General features: G+C 52.1%; 15 protein-coding genes. All 15 read right to left on the bottom strand.

What is annotated here, in order from left to right; genetic code table 11:
- Positions 1 to 380: 380 nt before the first annotated feature.
- Positions 381 to 908 (bottom strand): DivIVA domain-containing protein, encoded by a 528-nt coding sequence (locus WKI47_RS10205; RefSeq protein ID WP_340227027.1) that lies wholly within the window; start codon positions 906 to 908, stop codon positions 381 to 383.
- A 167-nt stretch (positions 909 to 1,075) separates the two neighbouring features.
- Positions 1,076 to 1,858: an RNA-binding protein gene (locus WKI47_RS10200; RefSeq protein WP_340227026.1), complete on the bottom strand. Its 783-nt coding sequence runs from the start codon at positions 1,856 to 1,858 to the stop codon at positions 1,076 to 1,078.
- Between the two features lie 12 nt (positions 1,859 to 1,870).
- Entirely contained in the window at positions 1,871 to 2,161 is a 291-nt protein-coding gene (locus WKI47_RS10195) for a YggT family protein (protein WP_340227025.1), read from the bottom strand.
- Between the two features lie 10 nt (positions 2,162 to 2,171).
- Positions 2,172 to 2,624 carry a cell division protein SepF gene (locus WKI47_RS10190; protein WP_340227024.1) on the bottom strand — a complete coding sequence of 151 codons (453 nt, stop codon included), beginning with the start codon at positions 2,622 to 2,624 and terminating at the stop codon, positions 2,172 to 2,174.
- A gap of 2 nt (positions 2,625 to 2,626) precedes the next feature.
- Positions 2,627 to 3,316: a YggS family pyridoxal phosphate-dependent enzyme gene (locus tag WKI47_RS10185; RefSeq protein ID WP_340227023.1), complete on the bottom strand. Its 690-nt coding sequence runs from the start codon at positions 3,314 to 3,316 to the stop codon at positions 2,627 to 2,629.
- On the bottom strand, positions 3,313 to 4,188 hold the full coding sequence (pgeF, locus tag WKI47_RS10180; protein ID WP_340227022.1) for a peptidoglycan editing factor PgeF: 876 nt from the start codon (positions 4,186 to 4,188) through the stop codon (positions 3,313 to 3,315). Before pgeF ends, WKI47_RS10185 begins: the two co-directional genes overlap by 4 nt.
- A gap of 113 nt (positions 4,189 to 4,301) precedes the next feature.
- Positions 4,302 to 5,432: a cell division protein FtsZ gene (gene ftsZ, locus WKI47_RS10175; protein WP_340227021.1), complete on the bottom strand. Its 1,131-nt coding sequence runs from the start codon at positions 5,430 to 5,432 to the stop codon at positions 4,302 to 4,304.
- A gap of 51 nt (positions 5,433 to 5,483) precedes the next feature.
- On the bottom strand, positions 5,484 to 6,737 hold the full coding sequence (gene ftsA, locus WKI47_RS10170; protein WP_340227020.1) for a cell division protein FtsA: 1,254 nt from the start codon (positions 6,735 to 6,737) through the stop codon (positions 5,484 to 5,486).
- Between the two features lie 207 nt (positions 6,738 to 6,944).
- Positions 6,945 to 7,712: a cell division protein FtsQ/DivIB gene (locus WKI47_RS10165; RefSeq protein WP_340227019.1), complete on the bottom strand. Its 768-nt coding sequence runs from the start codon at positions 7,710 to 7,712 to the stop codon at positions 6,945 to 6,947.
- A 205-nt stretch (positions 7,713 to 7,917) separates the two neighbouring features.
- Positions 7,918 to 9,051, bottom strand: coding sequence for an undecaprenyldiphospho-muramoylpentapeptide beta-N-acetylglucosaminyltransferase (gene murG, locus WKI47_RS10160; RefSeq protein WP_340227018.1), 1,134 nt, complete (start codon positions 9,049 to 9,051; stop codon positions 7,918 to 7,920).
- Between the two features lie 15 nt (positions 9,052 to 9,066).
- Positions 9,067 to 10,500 carry a UDP-N-acetylmuramoyl-L-alanine--D-glutamate ligase gene (murD, locus tag WKI47_RS10155; RefSeq protein WP_340227017.1) on the bottom strand — a complete coding sequence of 478 codons (1,434 nt, stop codon included), beginning with the start codon at positions 10,498 to 10,500 and terminating at the stop codon, positions 9,067 to 9,069.
- 4 nt (positions 10,501 to 10,504) lie between these two features.
- Positions 10,505 to 11,470, bottom strand: coding sequence for a phospho-N-acetylmuramoyl-pentapeptide-transferase (gene mraY, locus WKI47_RS10150; RefSeq protein ID WP_340227016.1), 966 nt, complete (start codon positions 11,468 to 11,470; stop codon positions 10,505 to 10,507).
- 86 nt (positions 11,471 to 11,556) lie between these two features.
- Entirely contained in the window at positions 11,557 to 12,960 is a 1,404-nt protein-coding gene (locus WKI47_RS10145) for a UDP-N-acetylmuramoyl-tripeptide--D-alanyl-D-alanine ligase (RefSeq protein WP_425355451.1), read from the bottom strand.
- Positions 12,957 to 14,444: a UDP-N-acetylmuramoyl-L-alanyl-D-glutamate--2,6-diaminopimelate ligase gene (locus WKI47_RS10140; RefSeq protein ID WP_340227015.1), complete on the bottom strand. Its 1,488-nt coding sequence runs from the start codon at positions 14,442 to 14,444 to the stop codon at positions 12,957 to 12,959. The genes WKI47_RS10145 and WKI47_RS10140 overlap by 4 nt, the downstream gene beginning before the upstream one ends.
- A gap of 112 nt (positions 14,445 to 14,556) precedes the next feature.
- Entirely contained in the window at positions 14,557 to 16,962 is a 2,406-nt protein-coding gene (locus WKI47_RS10135) for a penicillin-binding transpeptidase domain-containing protein (RefSeq protein ID WP_340227014.1), read from the bottom strand.
- Positions 16,963 to 16,976 lie beyond the last annotated feature (14 nt).

Raw genomic sequence — 16,976 nt, 5'->3', positions numbered from 1 at the left:
CCGAAAAACGTCTGAGCACTCCGCTTTTCGGGCACCGCGCAAAGTAGCGACACCTTAGTCTCCGTATCGATCAATACGGGTCCGCTGTAACGGTCGGCTTCCGGTACGGCCTACTCTCTTTTTGCTACTCTCGTGATCACGATGCAAAAAGGATTCGAACGTACTTCTCCGGGATGATCTTCGGTCTATGCTTCGTACGCCGGCTTGCAGCTCGTAAAGGCCCGGCTCTCTGAAGAACGAATGACATGACTTACTGTTCCCATCGTTGAATTTAATTCATGATTGTTTACGAATAAAACACCGATATGGCGTCTTTTATTTATAGCGCTAAGCGCGCCGGTTGTCAATAGTTGACACGGAAGCCGATTCTTCGCCGCTGCTTAGTACAGCTCACTTGAGCGACGTTCGGACTGGGCTTGTTCCATTTCGCGATCAAGCTCGCGACTCTGACGGTCCAGGGCATCCCAACCATCCTGGGCCAGCAGTTCAAGCTGTGCTTCGATGAGTGTCCGGAAACGCGTACGGTAGATCGAAGCCTGCTTTTTCAGTTCTTCCATCTCTACGGCAACTTTGCGCGATTTAACGAGCGACTCGTTGATGATGCGATCGGCGTTTTTTTCCGCTTCTTTCACGGTCAACTGGGCTTCCTTTTTCGCGTTGCCACGGACTTCGTCCGCTGCTTCCTGCGCAACGATAATCGTCTTGCTCAGCGTCTCTTCCAGGTTCATGAAGTGATTCAGACGTTCTTCCATGGAAGTCATCCGGTGCAGCAGATCCTTGTTCTCCCGAATCACGCTCTCGTAATCCTTAATCACCTGATCCAAAAACTCGTTGACTTCATCCTCGTCGTATCCCCGAAGACGCCGGCTGAATTCTTTGTTATGTATATCCAGCGGTGTTAATGCCATGATGTGCACCTCCAATGTATTAAGCACGCTGCCAACCCCTCGGCGAAAGCTCAGGCTGTGTCACGTCCGTGCATAAAGCCGCTGCGCTTCACGCGCAGGCAGCCCTTTTGGTTCTATCGGAATTTCGACACCAAAATGTGAATTCCTGCATCGTTCCGCACAAACCGTTATACAAATTTACCAATTCGGACACGGTAACGCCCTTTTTTTGTCAGATCGCCGATCTCCAAAACCCGGAAGCGACCAAAGCCTTGCAGTGATACCGTATCGCCTGCACGCAGCGTTTTGGAAGGGTCCTCCTCCACTTTCCAGTTCACCCGGCAGCGCCCTGCCTTGATCGGAGCGAGAATCTTCGCCCGACTCATGCGGTAAACGTCGCTAACGATTCCGTCAAGCCGCGGCGACGCGACGGTCAGTTCCGTTTCGGCAAGCTCCGACTCCGAAGCGGACAGTTCGTTAATCGGCAGCACTTCGGTAAATACGCTGACCCGGTGCACCTGTCTCAGCTCCAGATTAAGAAAATCCGCGATCTCGGCAGCTACCACGATGTGGCAACCGTCTTCGCGCGGATGGATATCACCGATCTTGGCACGTTTCATGCCCAGTCCAAGCACCGATCCCATATAGTCGCCGTGCGCAAGCTCCGTGAATTTGCTGTCCGCCGGAGTGATCGACAGCACGGCCAATTTCATATCTTCGTCGCCCAAATCCCGGTAATCCGGCGCAATGACGGCCCGGCACCGCTCCGCTTGGGGGGTTCCGCCTTCCAGCCGAATCGCGACGTCCGGCTCCGAATTGGCCAGCATCGACAGAATCTGAAGCTGACGCGGATCGAGAAAATCAGTCAGCTTCAGCTCATGGTAGCGAGCCGCTCCTTCCAGCCATTCGGAAGCACGGTCCACGAATTCGCGTTCGTCGGGATGGACGTGTTCGTGTATGTTTTTAGACATGAAAATTCCTCTTTAGCTAATGGCACTCGCCAGCAGTTCGATCAAGTAGAGAACGCCGCGTTGCACGAATTGGAGAACGAAAAACGCCACAATCGGCGAAATGTCGAGCATACCGCCAATCGGCGGAATAAAGCGTCTGAAGATCGAAAGGTAAGGCTCCGCAATCTTGCCTAAAATCACGCCTACCTGACTTTCCCGCACATTGGGTACCCACGACATAAGAATATAAATGATCAGAATCCAGGAGTAAATTTGAAACGCCCATGGAACAATAACGTTATGAAGCAGAGCAAGGAATTCCATTAAATCGTCTTCACCTCATTTGATTAAATTCGTGATCCTCGCGAATCAGGTCTGCGATCGTTCCTTCGACCTCGACCGTATCCGGCGTGCACAGGAAGATATCTCCTCCGACTTTGGAAATATTCCCGTTGATCGCGTAGACCGTGCCACCCAAAAAGTCAATAATTCGTTTGGCATGGTCGCGGCGCACCTGCTGCAAATTCACAACAACGGAACGATGCGCGCGAAGATGATCCGCAATTTGTTGGGCATCATCATACGTACGGGGCTCAACCAGAATCACTTTGACATTTTTTTGCGAATGAATGCTCACCACATTATTGGCTTTGCCGTTTTTTCGGGATTCCTGGTTAGCAGCCGCTTCATACGGTTGATCCTCGGATTCCACGACTTTTTCGCGCTCCACGATCTCCTCTTCTTCCTGCAGGCCGAGAAAATTCATAAAACGGTTCATGACACCCATCTTCAGTCCTCCTCTTTTCCTACCAGAATAGAGCCCAGGCGAACCCAGGTCGCACCTTCCTCAATCGCCACTTCAAAATCTCCCGACATGCCCATGGACAAATGCTCGATCGGCTTTGTTTGGACGTTTTTCGCATTCAATTCGTCCCGAAGCTTTCTCAATCCACAAAAGACTGGACGAGCCGACTCGGCATCCGAATCAAGCGGAGCCATCGTCATAAGCCCGATCACTTCGATATGAGGGAATTCACCCAGCTGCCGAATAAAATCAAAGGCTTTCTCCGGCGATATGCCTGCCTTCGTATCTTCGCCCGACACATTGACCTGAACGAATGCCTTTAAGGTTATATCGGCCGCTGACGCTTGACGCTCCAGTTCTTTGGCCAGAGATAAACGGTCTAATGAATGGATATACGCAAACTTTCCGATAACATCCTTGACCTTATTGCTTTGAAGCTGACCGATAAAATGCCAGACGCCGCGGCTTCCCAGTGCTTCCCACTTGGGTTTGGCACTTTGCCAGCGATTTTCTCCAAGATGGACGATGCCGCTATCCAGCACTTGTTTTGTTTTGTCGACAGAAACGTATTTCGTTACTGCTACAATGTTCACTTCTTCGGGCGATCTGCCCGCGCGTTCACAAGCTTCCGATACGACCTTGTTCACGTGCGCGATCCGCTGCTCCAATGTCACCGGAACGTGCCTCCTTCTTTCAGTCCGATCCAGCTTGCCATTCTTCCGGTCCGCCCATTTTCCTGTCTGTGCGAAAAGAACAAATCGGTCCGGCTGCTTGTACACCAACGGGTGCATGCAATGCTGTCGGGACGTATTCCTGATCTTATCATAATGTGTCGGTTCAATTCTTTCAAGTTTAGCAGCGCTTTCCCGCCCCCGGAATCTACGGAAAAGTCGGATAATTGGCGCGAATAGGCAGGTAAGTCCCGACTAAGCACTTCACGCACGCGATCCAACACGGTTGCATCGACTTCATAACGGCTTTCGCCGATACAAGGTCCGATCGCCGCCTTAATATCTTCGGATCGACTGCCGTATTGTTCATTCATTTTTTCTACCATGCGACGTCCGATCTCCGCGACCGTTCCTTTCCATCCAGCGTGCGCAAGACCGACAACCTGCTTGACCGAGTCGAAAAAGTACAAGGGTACGCAATCGGCATAAAACGAAGTAAGCAGAACGCCAGGCACATTCGTGAGCAGGCCGTCCGTATCAGCAAAAGCACTCTCGCGATCCAACCTTCCCCGGCCGCGGTCCGCTTCGGTCACAATCGCAATCTCTGCCAAATGCACCTGTTCGCCGCTCGTCCAGTCTTCAAAGCGAAAACCTGCCGCCTCCGCCACTCTGGATCGATTCTCTGCTACATCCGCCGGATTGTCGCCTACATGCAGCGCACAGTTCAATTCAGCGTGATACCCTTTGCTTACCCCTCCCGAGCGTCCCGTAAAACCTGCACTTAGCGAATCAAACTCTGTCCACGCCGCAATATCGAATACTTCGGCCCCATTATCCGCTACTCGACGGACAAACGGTTCTTGAACGCTTATCATTTTTCTCGCTTCCTCCTTACCGGATGCGGGTAGCCACAGCACTTCCCTTTGAACGATTGAAAAAAAGATTCGCTTCCGAATGACGAAAGCGAATCTTCCTTAAATCGGACTGTTTAGTCGTTATTTTGACGTGAACGATTGCGCAGGAACGTGGGAATGTCCAACTGATCTCCGCCTTGCTGTTGAGGATCGAAGGCTGGACGTTGCGGCTGTTGCTGCGAACGGTCAGTTTGAGCTTCAGGCTGTTGTTGCGTCGAAGGTTTGCGAACGATCGGTTTCAATTGTGCAGGCTTGTGTTCAAAACCGGTCGCGATAACCGTTACCTTGATCTCTTCCTTCATATTCTCGTCGATAATCGCACCGAAGATCATGTTGACTTCCGGGTCGGAAGCTTCGATTACGATTTCGGCCGCTTCGTTAACTTCGTACAGCGACAGATTCGATCCGCCGGTGATATTCATGATCACGCCTCTTGCGCCTTCGATCGACGTTTCGAGCAGCGGGCTCATAATCGCTTTGCGCGCCGCATCTGCCGCACGGTTTTCACCGGCTGCTTCCCCGATGCCCATCAACGCGGAACCGCGTTCGGTCATGATCGTTTTTACGTCTGCAAAGTCAAGGTTGATCAGACCCGGAACCGCGATCAAATCGGAAATACCTTGAACCGCTTGACGCAATACGTTATCCGCTTCGCGGAAAGCTTCGAGCATCGGCGTTTTCTTGTCGACAATCTCAAGCAAGCGGTCGTTTGGAATAACGATCAGCGTATCTACCTTTTCTTTCAATGCTTCAATGCCAAGCTCGGCTTGACCTGCGCGTTTGCGGCCTTCGAACGTGAACGGACGTGTGACGACCCCCACCGTCAGCGCGCCGCACTCACGTGCGATTTCGGCAATAACCGGAGCTGCGCCCGTTCCCGTACCGCCGCCCATACCCGCAGTAACGAATACCATATCCGCACCTTTGAGTGTGTTGCTAATCAGTTCGCGGGATTCTTCCGCTGCTTTTTTACCGACATCCGGATTGGCCCCCGCGCCAAGACCCCGAGTCAGCTTATCGCCGATCTGCAATTTGTGCTCCGACTTGGCCAAATGAAGGGCTTGCGCATCCGTATTGACCGTAATAAACTCCACGCCTTGCACGCCGTTTTCGATCATGCGATTGACGGCATTGCTGCCGCCACCGCCAACGCCGATCACTTTAATGCGTGCCAGGCTCTCCATTTCGAAATCGAATTCCAACATATTCCTCCATCTCCCCCTCGTTTTCCTTGGATGGGCTCGTTTTTGTGTTCTTCATATAAATTCGCTAAACATATTTTTGAGCTTTTCTAGGAAACCGGTTTTCTGGCCCGTCTCCGGTTTTGGGCTCGATTGAGGGCGGTTCACAGGCTTTTTACCCGGAATCGCGGCTCCCCGACTGCGATTCTTGCGAATCACGCTGTACAGGATTCCGATTCCGCTGGCAAAAGCCGGGTCGCGAACGCCGATGTAATCCGGCACTGCGAGCCTGACGGATGCCGCCAGTTCGCTCTGCGCGACTTGTAAAACACCCGGCATCGCGACCGTTCCGCCGCTCAACACATAACCTCCGGAGATGTCCCGATAACCCATACGATGGATCTCCTGATGGATGAGTTGGAAAATCTCCTGAACCCGCGGCTCAATAATTGCGGCCAAGTCTTCTTGGGTATATTCCTTCTCGACCGAGCTGCCGATCCGGTTGACCTTGAATACCACGTCCGCCGCAGCGTCCGCCATCATGGCGCAACCATACTTCAGCTTAACCTTCTCCGCTTGATCGGTTACTGTGCGCAAACCGTAGGCAATATCATTCGTTACGTATTCGCCCCCGATAGGAAGCGTCGATACGGCAGTCAGATGACCATTTTCAAAAATCGAAATGGTAGCCTGTCCCGCGCCAATATCGAGCATAGCTGTACGCATCGTCTTTTCATCCTTGGTAAGTGCCAGCTGGCCGGCCCCGAGGGAAATCAGCACCAGTTCTTTCACCTTCAGGTCGGCTTTCTCCACGCAACGCAAGAGGTTATGTATAGCCGTCTTGGCGCCAGTGACGATCGTAGCTTCCACCTCCAGGCGGGATCCGATCATGCCCCGCGGATCCTGAATTCCCTCCAAGCCGTCAACCACGAACTGCTTGGCAACGACGTCGATGATTTCACGTTCCGGCGGAAGAGCCACAACCTCGGCAGCCTTGGTTACACGCTCGATGTCGTCCTCTCCGATCTCGCGATCCTCGTTCGATACGGTGACGACGCCGCGACTTGCCTGCAATCCGATATGGCTGCCCGATATGCCGACATAAACTTCCGTTATTTGAATACCGACCATTCGCTCGGCATGTTCCACTGCGTCGCGAATCGATTGGACGGTTTGATCGACGTCAACGATGGCGCCTTTTCGGATTCCTTCCGAATCGGCCGATCCAACTCCAATAATATTAAAGGTTCCATTGCTGATTTCCCCAATAATAGCACGAACTTTGGATGTACCGATGTCCAAACTAACAATGATGTCATTGTTGCTCAAGCCCTTGGCACCTCCCGTTTGCAAAATTGATCATCTGGTTCGTTTAAAGCCGGGCTTTATTCGTATCTTCTTAAGAATAATTCAACACGGCTTAAACTTTCCCTCTTTCATTTCGAATTTTTTTATTCAGTTTGCGTATCTTTTTATGAGAATACAGCAAACATTATAGCATTTTTTATGATCCGGGAGTAGCAGGCCCTAAGGCTCTTATTCGCCCTCTTCCGTTTCGAGATCGGTATTTACGAAAGGCACGTAAACATTGGATTGGAGCATTGTGATCAATCCCGGGCTCTGCGTCTCGGTAATGCCGTCCAAAATTTCCAATCGATCCTTCAGCAGGGATACGGTTGTGTATACTTCAAAACGGGATCTTGTATAGATTCGGATTCCGTCGGGATACGACTCTTTCGGAGCCGGCATAATCTCCGACAGATCAGCCAACAAGCTGTCCGGTACCGAAGCCAGAACACGGCAAAGCTTTGCCTTTTCCTCTTCTTTCCCCTCCCATTCAGTCAGCATCGGCTTCTCTGCCGGCAACCCCTGATCCCGTATAGTGATCTCGGCGCCACTCCCCAACAAAGCCTGCACACTACCGTCTTCAAGCAGTTCGTAAGCGACCGGACTATACTCGTCTACGCGAAGCAGTATCTTCCCGGGAAACCGCTTCTCTACTGTCGCAGACTCGATCGCATTCAAATTCGACACGATTCGCTGCTGCACACTCGTTGCGCTCGACGCGAAGAATTGACCTCCGATACGCAGTCCCGCCGCTTCGATCACCGCCGAGCGGTCGACGTACACATTGCCTTCGACTTCAATCTGCTGAATCTGGCTTAGCGAAGAGCGGAAAAAAATAACGCTCAACGCAGCGCCCAGCAGAACGATCAGGACCAGCCAAAGTTTCCAGCGTCCCTTGCGTCTAGGCTTGCGCGACTCTTGCTCTTGATTTCCGATCGGTTTAACGACTTTCAGCATGGCCATTCTCCATCCGGCCGCCAGACGTCCATCCCGGAAACACAACAGGACGAAGCCAAGCAGTTAATTGCGTAGTACGCGGAATTCACGTCTCTTCCATGCAAGCCCGATCCGATTCCCGGTCGTGCTTGCATATTTAGGCGACTGAATTTTGTGTTACGTTCATTATACACGTGCCGCGCTCGATGGCAAAGACGAAGGTTGCTCACAAAGCGCCTCGGCGAATAGCCTGGGCACGTACAGCCAACTTTCGAAGCTCGGCGGCGATTACAGCCGCCGAATCCGGCTTGCCGAGCCTTGCTGAACATTCAGCCATTCTGAGGCGTAAATATTCATCGCGGACGACCGCTTCCACTGCCGTCAACAGACTGTCCCCGCTGAGATCTCGTTCGGCAATCACAATCGCCGCCCCGTCATCTTCCAATGCTCTCGCATTGACTTCCTGATGATTATTTGTGACATTCGGCGACGGAATCAGTAGCGCGGGAATCCCCAGCGAAGTCACCTCAGCCAGGAAAGAAGCTCCCGCACGACTGACGACAAGCATGGAAGATGCCAAAACTTCCGGCATGCGCTCCACATAAGGAAGAACATGCAGATTGGCAGGCATCACCCACGGTGCTTCTTCCAGACTGCGCTTTGTTTCGTCGTAGTAACGTTTCCCCGTCACATACACAAAATGCACGTCCGGCATGCGCACAATATTCATAATCATTTGCAGCATGGCCTCGTTAATGGCTTTTGCTCCGATGCTTCCTCCAACAATAAGCACGATAGGCGTTCCTTCGGGCAATCCCAATAAACGGAATCCTTCGGCCGCATCCGCCCGATGAACTGTCGTGGCTCTTGGGTTTCCGCTGTACATGACTCTTTTGGCTTTGGGGAACTGATCCTGCGTACCGTCAAAACTCACGGCGACCGTACTCACGTATCGGCTCAAAAAACGATTGGTCAGGCCGGGAATCGCATTTTGCTCGTGAATCAAGGTTGGAATCCGCAGTTTGTGGGCAGCGTAGACCACAGGGCCACATACGTAGCCGCCGGTTCCTACCACAACGTCGGGTTTGAACTTCTCCAGCAACTCGGACGAAGTCTGTACGCCTTTCAAAAAACGAAGTACAGTCTTGAGGTTATCCGCAGACAAACTTCGCCGAAAGCCCGTGATATCCAGTGTTTCGAACGGAATGTTTGTTTCTGGCACGATTGAATTTTCCAACCCCCGCTTGCCTCCGACATATAAAAACTCGGTGTCGGGCCGATCTGTTTTCAACTGTTCAGCAATGGCAAGAGCCGGATAAATATGCCCTCCCGTTCCGCCTCCCGTCAATACAACGCGCATACGATGTCCTCCCGTCTATTCGGATATCGAGCGAACGGCTTCTTTGAACAGACGGCCTCGCTCCTCGAATGATGCGAACATATCCCAGCTCGCACAAGCCGGAGACAACAGCACGGTATCTCCGGTTTCCGCCAACTGCTTGGCCTCGCGTACAGCTTGGCGCAGCGTCTCTGCCGGATCTTCCATAGGTTCTACAACCGAGATCCGTTCGACTCCCGCTCGTCTGGCGACGCCTGCAATTTTCTCGCGCGTCTCTCCTAGCGTAACAATCGCTTTGATCTTGGTGTGCATGGCAGGCGTAAGCTCTTCATAATCGGAGCCACGGTCAAGACCTCCGGCAATCAGTACCACAGGTTGATCGAACGCCGACAATGCCGTGAGCGTTGCTTTGGAATTGGTTGCTTTCGAATTATTGTAGTAAACAATACCTTCGCGCTCGCCCAGTGCTTCCAGACGGTGCTCCACGCCTCCAAAGCTGCTTAAAGGCCCTTTTAACGCAGCAGGACTTACTCCGGCGGCAATTGCCGCTGCGCAAGCCGCCATCGCATTCGCCGCGTTATAAGCACCCGGAATGCCGAGTTCGGAGGCCCGAATAATCTCGTGCACCTCTCCGACTGCATCTCGGTAGACAATAAGACGCTCTATATCGTCTGCTTCTCCGTCTAACCGGTAAGAAGGCGAAGCATAGACGCCCTCCAGCTTCAGTTCTTCATTGACGGAGAACGGAAGGATTCGACCTTTCAAATAAGGCACCAGCTCTCGACAGAACGGATCATCCCAATTAATGATACTCGTATCTTCCGGTGTCTGATTGACAAAAATCCGCGCTTTGGACGACGTGTAATCTTCCATGGAACCGTGATAGTCCAAATGCGTCTCCGCCACATTCAACAGGCAAGCAATCCGCGGAGCAAAAGCCTGTGTGCCTTTAAGCTGGAAGCTGCTCAATTCGACGACAAGCCAATTGTCGGCTTTCGCTTCCAGCGCGGCATCGCATAACGGGGTGCCAATATTGCCTGCGACAATAGGCTTTAATCCGGCACTCTCCAGCATATTGCCAATCCAGGTTGTTGTGGTCGTTTTTCCGTTGGAACCCGTGATTCCGATCATCGGGGCCGATGACAGGTGATACGCGACTTCAACTTCGGTAACGACTTCAATTTCCAACTCCAAAGCTTTGACAATAGGCGGAGCCGAATACGGAATACCCGGATTTTTAATAACCAAAGCAACGTCCGGACGAATCAGATCGTCAGGATGCCCCCCACAGATCACGGAAATCCCCAGCGCTTCAAGCACAGCGGCTTCCGGACTTTCTTCGCGAGGCTTACGGTCATTAACCGTCACTTTTGCGCCAAAAGCGTGCATGGTTTTGGCTGCCGATACGCCGCTGCGAGCCAGACCCAACACGACAACTTCCCGATTTGCATACTCCTTTGGATGTTCCATCTCTCTACAGCCCCTTATCTAGATAAAGTCCGACTGCCGCCAAAATCAGCGATACGGCGAAGAAAATTCCAACGATTCGCCATTCCGACCAGCCGGACAATTCGTAATGATGATGAATCGGACTCATTTTGAAAATTCGTTTGCCACGCGTTTTGAAAGAAATGACCTGAAGCACGACGGACAGCATTTCGATTACGAAAACGCCGCCGATAACCAGGAACAAAAACTCGTGCTTGGTCAAAATTGCAATCATCCCGATCGCTCCGCCGATCCCAAGCGATCCTGTATCCCCCATGAATACTTTGGCCGGATGCGCGTTGTATGCCAAAAATCCCAATGCCGCCCCCGCCATCGCGGAAGCCGCCAAAGCGGACGGAAACTGAGTGGCCTGCACAGCGATAAGCGCGTAAGCGCCAAATGCCGGGATACTCACCGCGGATAGCAAACCGTCTACCCCATCTGTGAAATTAACCGCGTTGGATATAGCCAGCAGCATCAACACGATGAACGGATAGTAAAACCATGCTCCCCAGTCAAAAGAGAACGACGTGCCCGGAATCGACAATGCCGTACTGTGACCGGAGTCGATCAGCAACCAGCAGGCAATCGCCGAAAATAAAAGCTGTCCCAACAATTTTTGCAAGGAAGTCAGACCCAATGAACGTCTTTTCAAAATTTTGATCAGATCATCCAAAAAACCAACCAGTCCGAAGCCCAGCGTTACGACCAGCAGCACATAAAATTCAGTGTTGACGACCGAGAATTTGACAAAAGCCAGCGTAAAAGCCAGCAGAATGACCACACCGCCCATTGTAGGCGTTCCAGCCTTCTTCAAATGCCCTTGCGGCCCTTCGCCGCGAACCTGCTGCCCAAGCTTGAGCTTTTGCAGCAGCGGGATGCACAGCGGGCCTGCCAATACGGCAAGAATAAACGAAACGGCAGCCGTCACAAATAAAAGCTGTAAATCCATAAGTCCTTTAAACTCCTTTTGTAGCCAATACTTTGACCGCATCCAATCCAAGGTTTTCGATGGGCGTACCCTAACCTTTTAAGCGGTCACGGTACCAGAGGCTCGTCGCGCAAAGCATATACCACTTCTTCAAGCTTCATCCCGCGCGAAGCTTTGACAAGCACAGCATCGTCCGGCTTCAAATTTCGGCGCAAATGGGCGATCATTTCTGCCTTGTCGAGGAATGCGTGTACGGTTCCTGCTCCCATCGTTTCCAGAGCGCCTTCTGCCGAGTCGGCAGACAAAGGCCCATACGCATAGATCGCACTGATTCCTGCCTGAGCCGCGTAACGTCCGATTTCCCGGTGATACTCACGCTCGTCTGCACCCAGTTCCAGCATATCGCCAAGTACCAGTACGTTAGCCGCGTATCCGTCCAGGCCAGCCAGTACGTCGATAGCAGCGCGCGCAGACGTGGGACTCGAATTGTAGGCATCGTTTAAAAGGGTCAGCCCCGATACTCCCACTAAGCGCTCGATTCGCATGCCCGTCAATTGCATCTTCGCAAGTCCGTTTTTCATTTGGGCAGACCCGACACCCAATGTACGGGCTGCCGCCATCGCTGCAAGTGCGTTGGTTACGTTATGACTACCCAGTACGGGAAGCGAGAAGCAAAGATCTCCTTCGCGATGAGAAGAAAACGTCATTCCCCCGCCTCTGCGCATCATCCCTGTCGGATAATCATCATTGGTGCCTTCCAGACCGAACGTAAAGGTACGAAGCCCTTCAGGCAGCGAATGTTCGATTTCCTTGAGTACAAACGGGATTAGCGGTTCATCGCCGTTATAGACGAGCAGACCGCCCGGCTTGATTCCCAATGCGATTTCCAGCTTGGCGCGGGCGATATTTTCGCGACTGCCCAGGTTGAGCAAATGAGATTCGCCGATATTGGTCACGATCGCAACGTCAGGCGGCGCAATTTTAGCCAACAAAGCAATTTCGCCTAGGTCGCTCATGCCCATCTCCAGCACGACGATCTCGGTATCTTCCGGCATGGACAACAAAGTCAGCGGCAACCCCAGATGGTTATTGAAGTTTCCCTGCGTTTTATGTACACGGAAAGAGTCGCTGAGCAGAGCAAATACCATATCTTTGGTTGTTGTTTTACCATTGCTGCCTGTAATCCCGATGACTTTGGCACAGCTCTCAAGCAGATACGCGGAAGACAGTCGCTGAAGAGCTTCAAGCACATCCTCAACTTCGATCAATGCGCCTTCAGGAGCTCCATCCCGTCCACGCTGCCATAGCGAAGCGCCTGCTCCTGCCTGCAAAGAACCTTCGACGAAACTATGTCCATCCACATTCGCTCCGCCAAGCGGTACGAAAAGAACGTCAGTCGTAATCTTGCGCGAATCGATCGCGACTCCGGCTATCTTTTTTTCCGGGGAGGCCGTGCCGATCAAACGGCCTCCACACTTATCGGCAACCCGGCCGAGTGTCCATTCGATCACTTCGCGACTCCCCTTACTGCTTCTGCTGCAACAAGACGATCGTCGAAGTCCAGCACCTGTTTGCCTACCAATTGATACGTCTCATGTCCTTTACCTGCGATAAGCACAACGTCTCCGGGCCGCGCCTCGGCAACCGCCAGGCGAATCGCTTCCGCACGGTCAACCACCAACGTATAACGCGCCTTTTCTACACCGTCTTCAATCAAACCGGCTTCGATATCTTTTAGAATAGCATCCGGATCTTCCGTACGTGGATTATCCGAAGTTACGTAAGCGATATCGCTATACTTCACCGCAATGCGTCCCATAATCGGCCGTTTGGTACGATCTCGGTCGCCACCGCAGCCAAACACACACAACACGCGCTTTTCCGCGAATTCAACTACCGTTTTCAGCACATTCTCCAGACCGTCCGGCGTATGCGCGTAGTCGACGATAATGGCAAAAGACTGGCCTGCATCGACCGCTTCCACCCGACCGTCCACGCCCGCAACCGACTCCAGGCTTTGCTTGATCCGATCCAGCTCCACGCCTTCGATCAATGCAGCCGTAATCGCGGCCAGTGCGTTGTAAACATTGAATTTACCGACCATTCGCAATTGAATATCGGCCGAACCTTTGAACGTATCGACATGGAAAAACGTTCCTGTGGATGTGATCCGAATATCCGACGCGCGAACGTCGCACTCCCGCTCAACGCCGTAAGTGATCACTTCGGCAGAAGTTACTTTCATGTACTCTGCCGAAGCATCGTCGTCCGCATTCAATACCGCATATTTACGCTCGGACGAATCCGCCGGAAGCGCATTGCCCAGACGAGAGAAGAACAAGCCTTTGGCTGCACGATATTCTTCCATCGAATGATGATAGTCCAGATGGTCCTGAGACAAATTGGTGAAGATGGCCGTGCGGTAATCCGTCCCCTTAACGCGTCCTTGCTCAAGCGCATGAGAAGAAACTTCCATGACACAGCATTCTACGCCGCGGTCAACCATATCCGCCAGCGAACGTTGCAGTCCAAGCGATTCCGGCGTTGTACCGGACATCGGGAACGTTTCGCCGTCGTAACGCATTTGGATCGTGCCGATCAGCCCTGTATTCACGCCATGATCCTGCATGATGCGTTCGATCAGATAGGTCGTGGTCGTTTTGCCGTTTGTTCCGGTTACGCCGATCATACGCATCTTGCGGCTTGGTTCATCAAAGAACGTGTTCGCCAATACCGCCATGGCCATACGGCTATCACGTACAAGCAACTGCGGCAGCTGGGTATCCAACTCACGCTCCACAACCAGCGCAACCGCACCTTGTTCTTCAGCTTGCTTCGCATAGTCATGACCGTCTACCGTGAACCCAGGCAGACAGATGAACAAATCACCCGTACCCACTTTACGAGAATCGATCTCGATCCCTGTACATTCTGTTTGTCCATCGCCAATCAATCGAGCCGTAATCAATTGTTGTGCCAGTTGGTCCAATCGCATCACTCATTCTCCCCTTATCCCATTATTCATTCAAAGTCATCCGTATAATCCCCTATGCCCGAGCCGCAAAACGCCCGAGCCCGCTGATGGCAGGCCCGGGCAGTGCTTCCCCTCAGTTGAGCGGAGCTGCATCGCTTTCCGGAGCGGGATCGGCCGGAACAACGGTTCCGCCGTCGATTACCGGATCATTGGTTTCGGTCTCTGCGCTTTCTTCGACAGACTCTTCGGCCACGGCTTCCCCGCCGGTGGAAAGATCTTCGAATTCGGCATCTTCCGTACCCGTTACCGTCGTTTTGGCCGATTTGAGCGTTAACACCACTACCCGATTGCCTTCGGCATCCTGGGTTAGTCTTTGTTCGGAAACGAAGCCCGAACCTTTGGTGCTGATCGATACGTTCAACAAGGCGAGAATATCGACAGCGTCGCGAAGCGACAAGCCGGTCAGGTCAGGGATATTCATCTCGTCTTTGTTTTCAGTCAGCATATAAATTTTTTGTCCGGCATACATTGAACTGTTGGCGGAAGGATATTGTTCGAGCACGGTTGTGCCTGCGCCGATTTGCTCGTAGGCGATACCTTCGTCGAGCAGCTTGGACTTCGCGTCTTCCAGATTCATTTTTAGCAGATTCGGAGCCGTGACTTTAAGCAGCGTATCTCCTGTTTCGGCGTTTTCGGTTTCGCTTTGAATTTCGGTGTCGGAAAACTTTTTGGCGACTCCCATATATTCAAGCGTTTGGGACAAGATTTCTTTGGCGATCGGAGCTGCATGCTTACCTCCGCTCGCTTTCTCGACATTCGGTTCATCAAGCATAACGAAAATCGCAACTTTAGGATCGTCGGCCGGAGCGTATCCGATAAAAGAAACGGCAGAACGCGATTTATCATAGATACTTCCGTCTACGCTAACCGTGCCTGTCTTTTCCGCCGTACCTGTCTTGCCTGCCACGCGATAACCTGGAATGTAGGCATTTCGTCCGGTTCCGATCACTTGGTCGGAAACGACTTGTTCCAGATAACCGCTGACCGCTTTTGCCGTTTCCGGGGTAATCACGTCACGAACTTTGTGAACTTCATTTTTTGTGATGACTTCTCCGGTTTGCGGATTGCTTTCAGATTTGACGATATGGGGCGTTAACAAATGTCCTCCGTTTGCAACAGCGGAAATCGCGACGATTTGCTGGATCGGCGTTACGTTCACATTATGACCAAACGTAATGGCGGCCTGATCGATCAAAGGACTGTTTTCGGTAACGCTCATCGTACCGCTAAGTTCTCCGGGAAGTTCGATCCCCGTTTTTTCGCCAAACCCAAAGTTTTTGATATATTCCGCCAAGGTCTTGGTTCCGACCATTTCCATCCCTATTTTGACAAAAGCAACGTTACTGGAGTGCTTAACGCCATCCAAATAACTAATCGTTCCCCAACTGCGACTAACATCATGCACGGTACGATTGCCTACTTTGATAGCTCCGGATTGGTAGAAATCATTCGGGTTGAATTTACCTTCTTGAATGGCAGCCGATAACGTAACGATTTTAAAGGTGGAACCCGGTTCGTACATGCCGGAGACGGCTAATGCCCGATAAGGGTCATTTTCAGGGTCTGCGTATTGGGAGTAGCTATTCGGATCAAAAGTAGGCATATTCACCATAGCCAGAATGTCCATGGTGTTCGGATCGGCTACGATAATCGACGCACTTTTCGGTTTATACTCGTCGAATGCCTTTTTCGCTGCTTGTTCGGCATAAAACTGAATCGTGCTATCGATCGTCAATTGAATAGAAGTCCCGTCTTTCGGCGCGACGACTTCGCTGTTTCCTTCCGGGAGTTCGACGCCTTTAGCATCCCTTTGATAAGCGATTTTACCGTCTACGCCTTTTAATAACTCATCGAATTGAGACTCTATGCCGTATTTGGCATTCCCGTCGTTGTCCACGAACCCCAGCACGTTCGCAGCCAGCGTATGCTGGGGATAGAAGCGCTTGATCTGATCGTCGAATACGATGCCGATATCGGCGGTATCGCTCAGATCCTTTTCTTTGCGGACGGACGCAATCGCCGCTTCGATCTCGGCTTTGAGATCGCCGTCGATCTTCCAGCCCTGCGGCCGAACTTCGACCCATACGCTGGGATCGCCTTTTTTGTACGCGCCCGATTCGCTATCTTTGTCGTAAGTCCGCGAGACCATGTCCCGCAATTTATCCTCGGACACGCCCAGCTTATCGTGCAGAATTTTCACCACATCGTCCGCAGTGCCGCGCTGGTTGATAATGTTCGGTTCCACAACAACCGAATAAGCCGGCGAGTCTACGGCTAGTTCTTTGCCGTTACGGTCCGTGATGGCCCCGCGCTCGGAACGCAAAATCTTCGAGGCCGACCACTGTTTTACGGCTTTGTCGTGCCAGAAATCGCCTTGAATAACCTGAAGGAAGAAAACTCTTCCGACCAGAACGAGAAAAAAGAGGGTAATCCCCCCTCCGATTAAAAGCGTACGCAGTCTTACTCTTTTTGTCAGCATGGCGATAGAACCTC

It is taken from the genome of Saccharibacillus sacchari (genome assembly GCF_037722395.1).
Taxonomy (GTDB): domain Bacteria; phylum Bacillota; class Bacilli; order Paenibacillales; family Paenibacillaceae; genus Saccharibacillus; species Saccharibacillus sacchari_A.
This window is presented reverse-complemented; position numbering and strand designations above follow the sequence as displayed.

Bases quoted from the DNA above. Each gene is read 5' to 3' on its own strand.
- WKI47_RS10195 (WP_340227025.1), bottom strand. From the start codon at position 2,161: ATGGAATTCCTTGCTCTGCTTCATAACGTTATTGTTCCATGGGCGTTT.
- WKI47_RS10205 (WP_340227027.1), bottom strand. From the start codon at position 908: ATGGCATTAACACCGCTGGATATACATAACAAAGAATTCAGCCGGCGT.
- WKI47_RS10200 (WP_340227026.1), bottom strand. From the start codon at position 1,858: ATGTCTAAAAACATACACGAACACGTCCATCCCGACGAACGCGAATTC.
- murD (WP_340227017.1), bottom strand. From the start codon at position 10,500: ATGGAACATCCAAAGGAGTATGCAAATCGGGAAGTTGTCGTGTTGGGT.
- WKI47_RS10140 (WP_340227015.1), bottom strand. From the start codon at position 14,444: ATGCGATTGGACCAACTGGCACAACAATTGATTACGGCTCGATTGATT.
- WKI47_RS10190 (WP_340227024.1), bottom strand. From the start codon at position 2,624: ATGGGTGTCATGAACCGTTTTATGAATTTTCTCGGCCTGCAGGAAGAA.
- WKI47_RS10135 (WP_340227014.1), bottom strand. From the start codon at position 16,962: ATGCTGACAAAAAGAGTAAGACTGCGTACGCTTTTAATCGGAGGGGGG.
- WKI47_RS10165 (WP_340227019.1), bottom strand. From the start codon at position 7,712: ATGCTGAAAGTCGTTAAACCGATCGGAAATCAAGAGCAAGAGTCGCGC.
- mraY (WP_340227016.1), bottom strand. From the start codon at position 11,470: ATGGATTTACAGCTTTTATTTGTGACGGCTGCCGTTTCGTTTATTCTT.
- murG (WP_340227018.1), bottom strand. From the start codon at position 9,051: ATGCGCGTTGTATTGACGGGAGGCGGAACGGGAGGGCATATTTATCCG.
- pgeF (WP_340227022.1), bottom strand. From the start codon at position 4,188: ATGATAAGCGTTCAAGAACCGTTTGTCCGTCGAGTAGCGGATAATGGG.
- ftsZ (WP_340227021.1), bottom strand. From the start codon at position 5,432: ATGTTGGAATTCGATTTCGAAATGGAGAGCCTGGCACGCATTAAAGTG.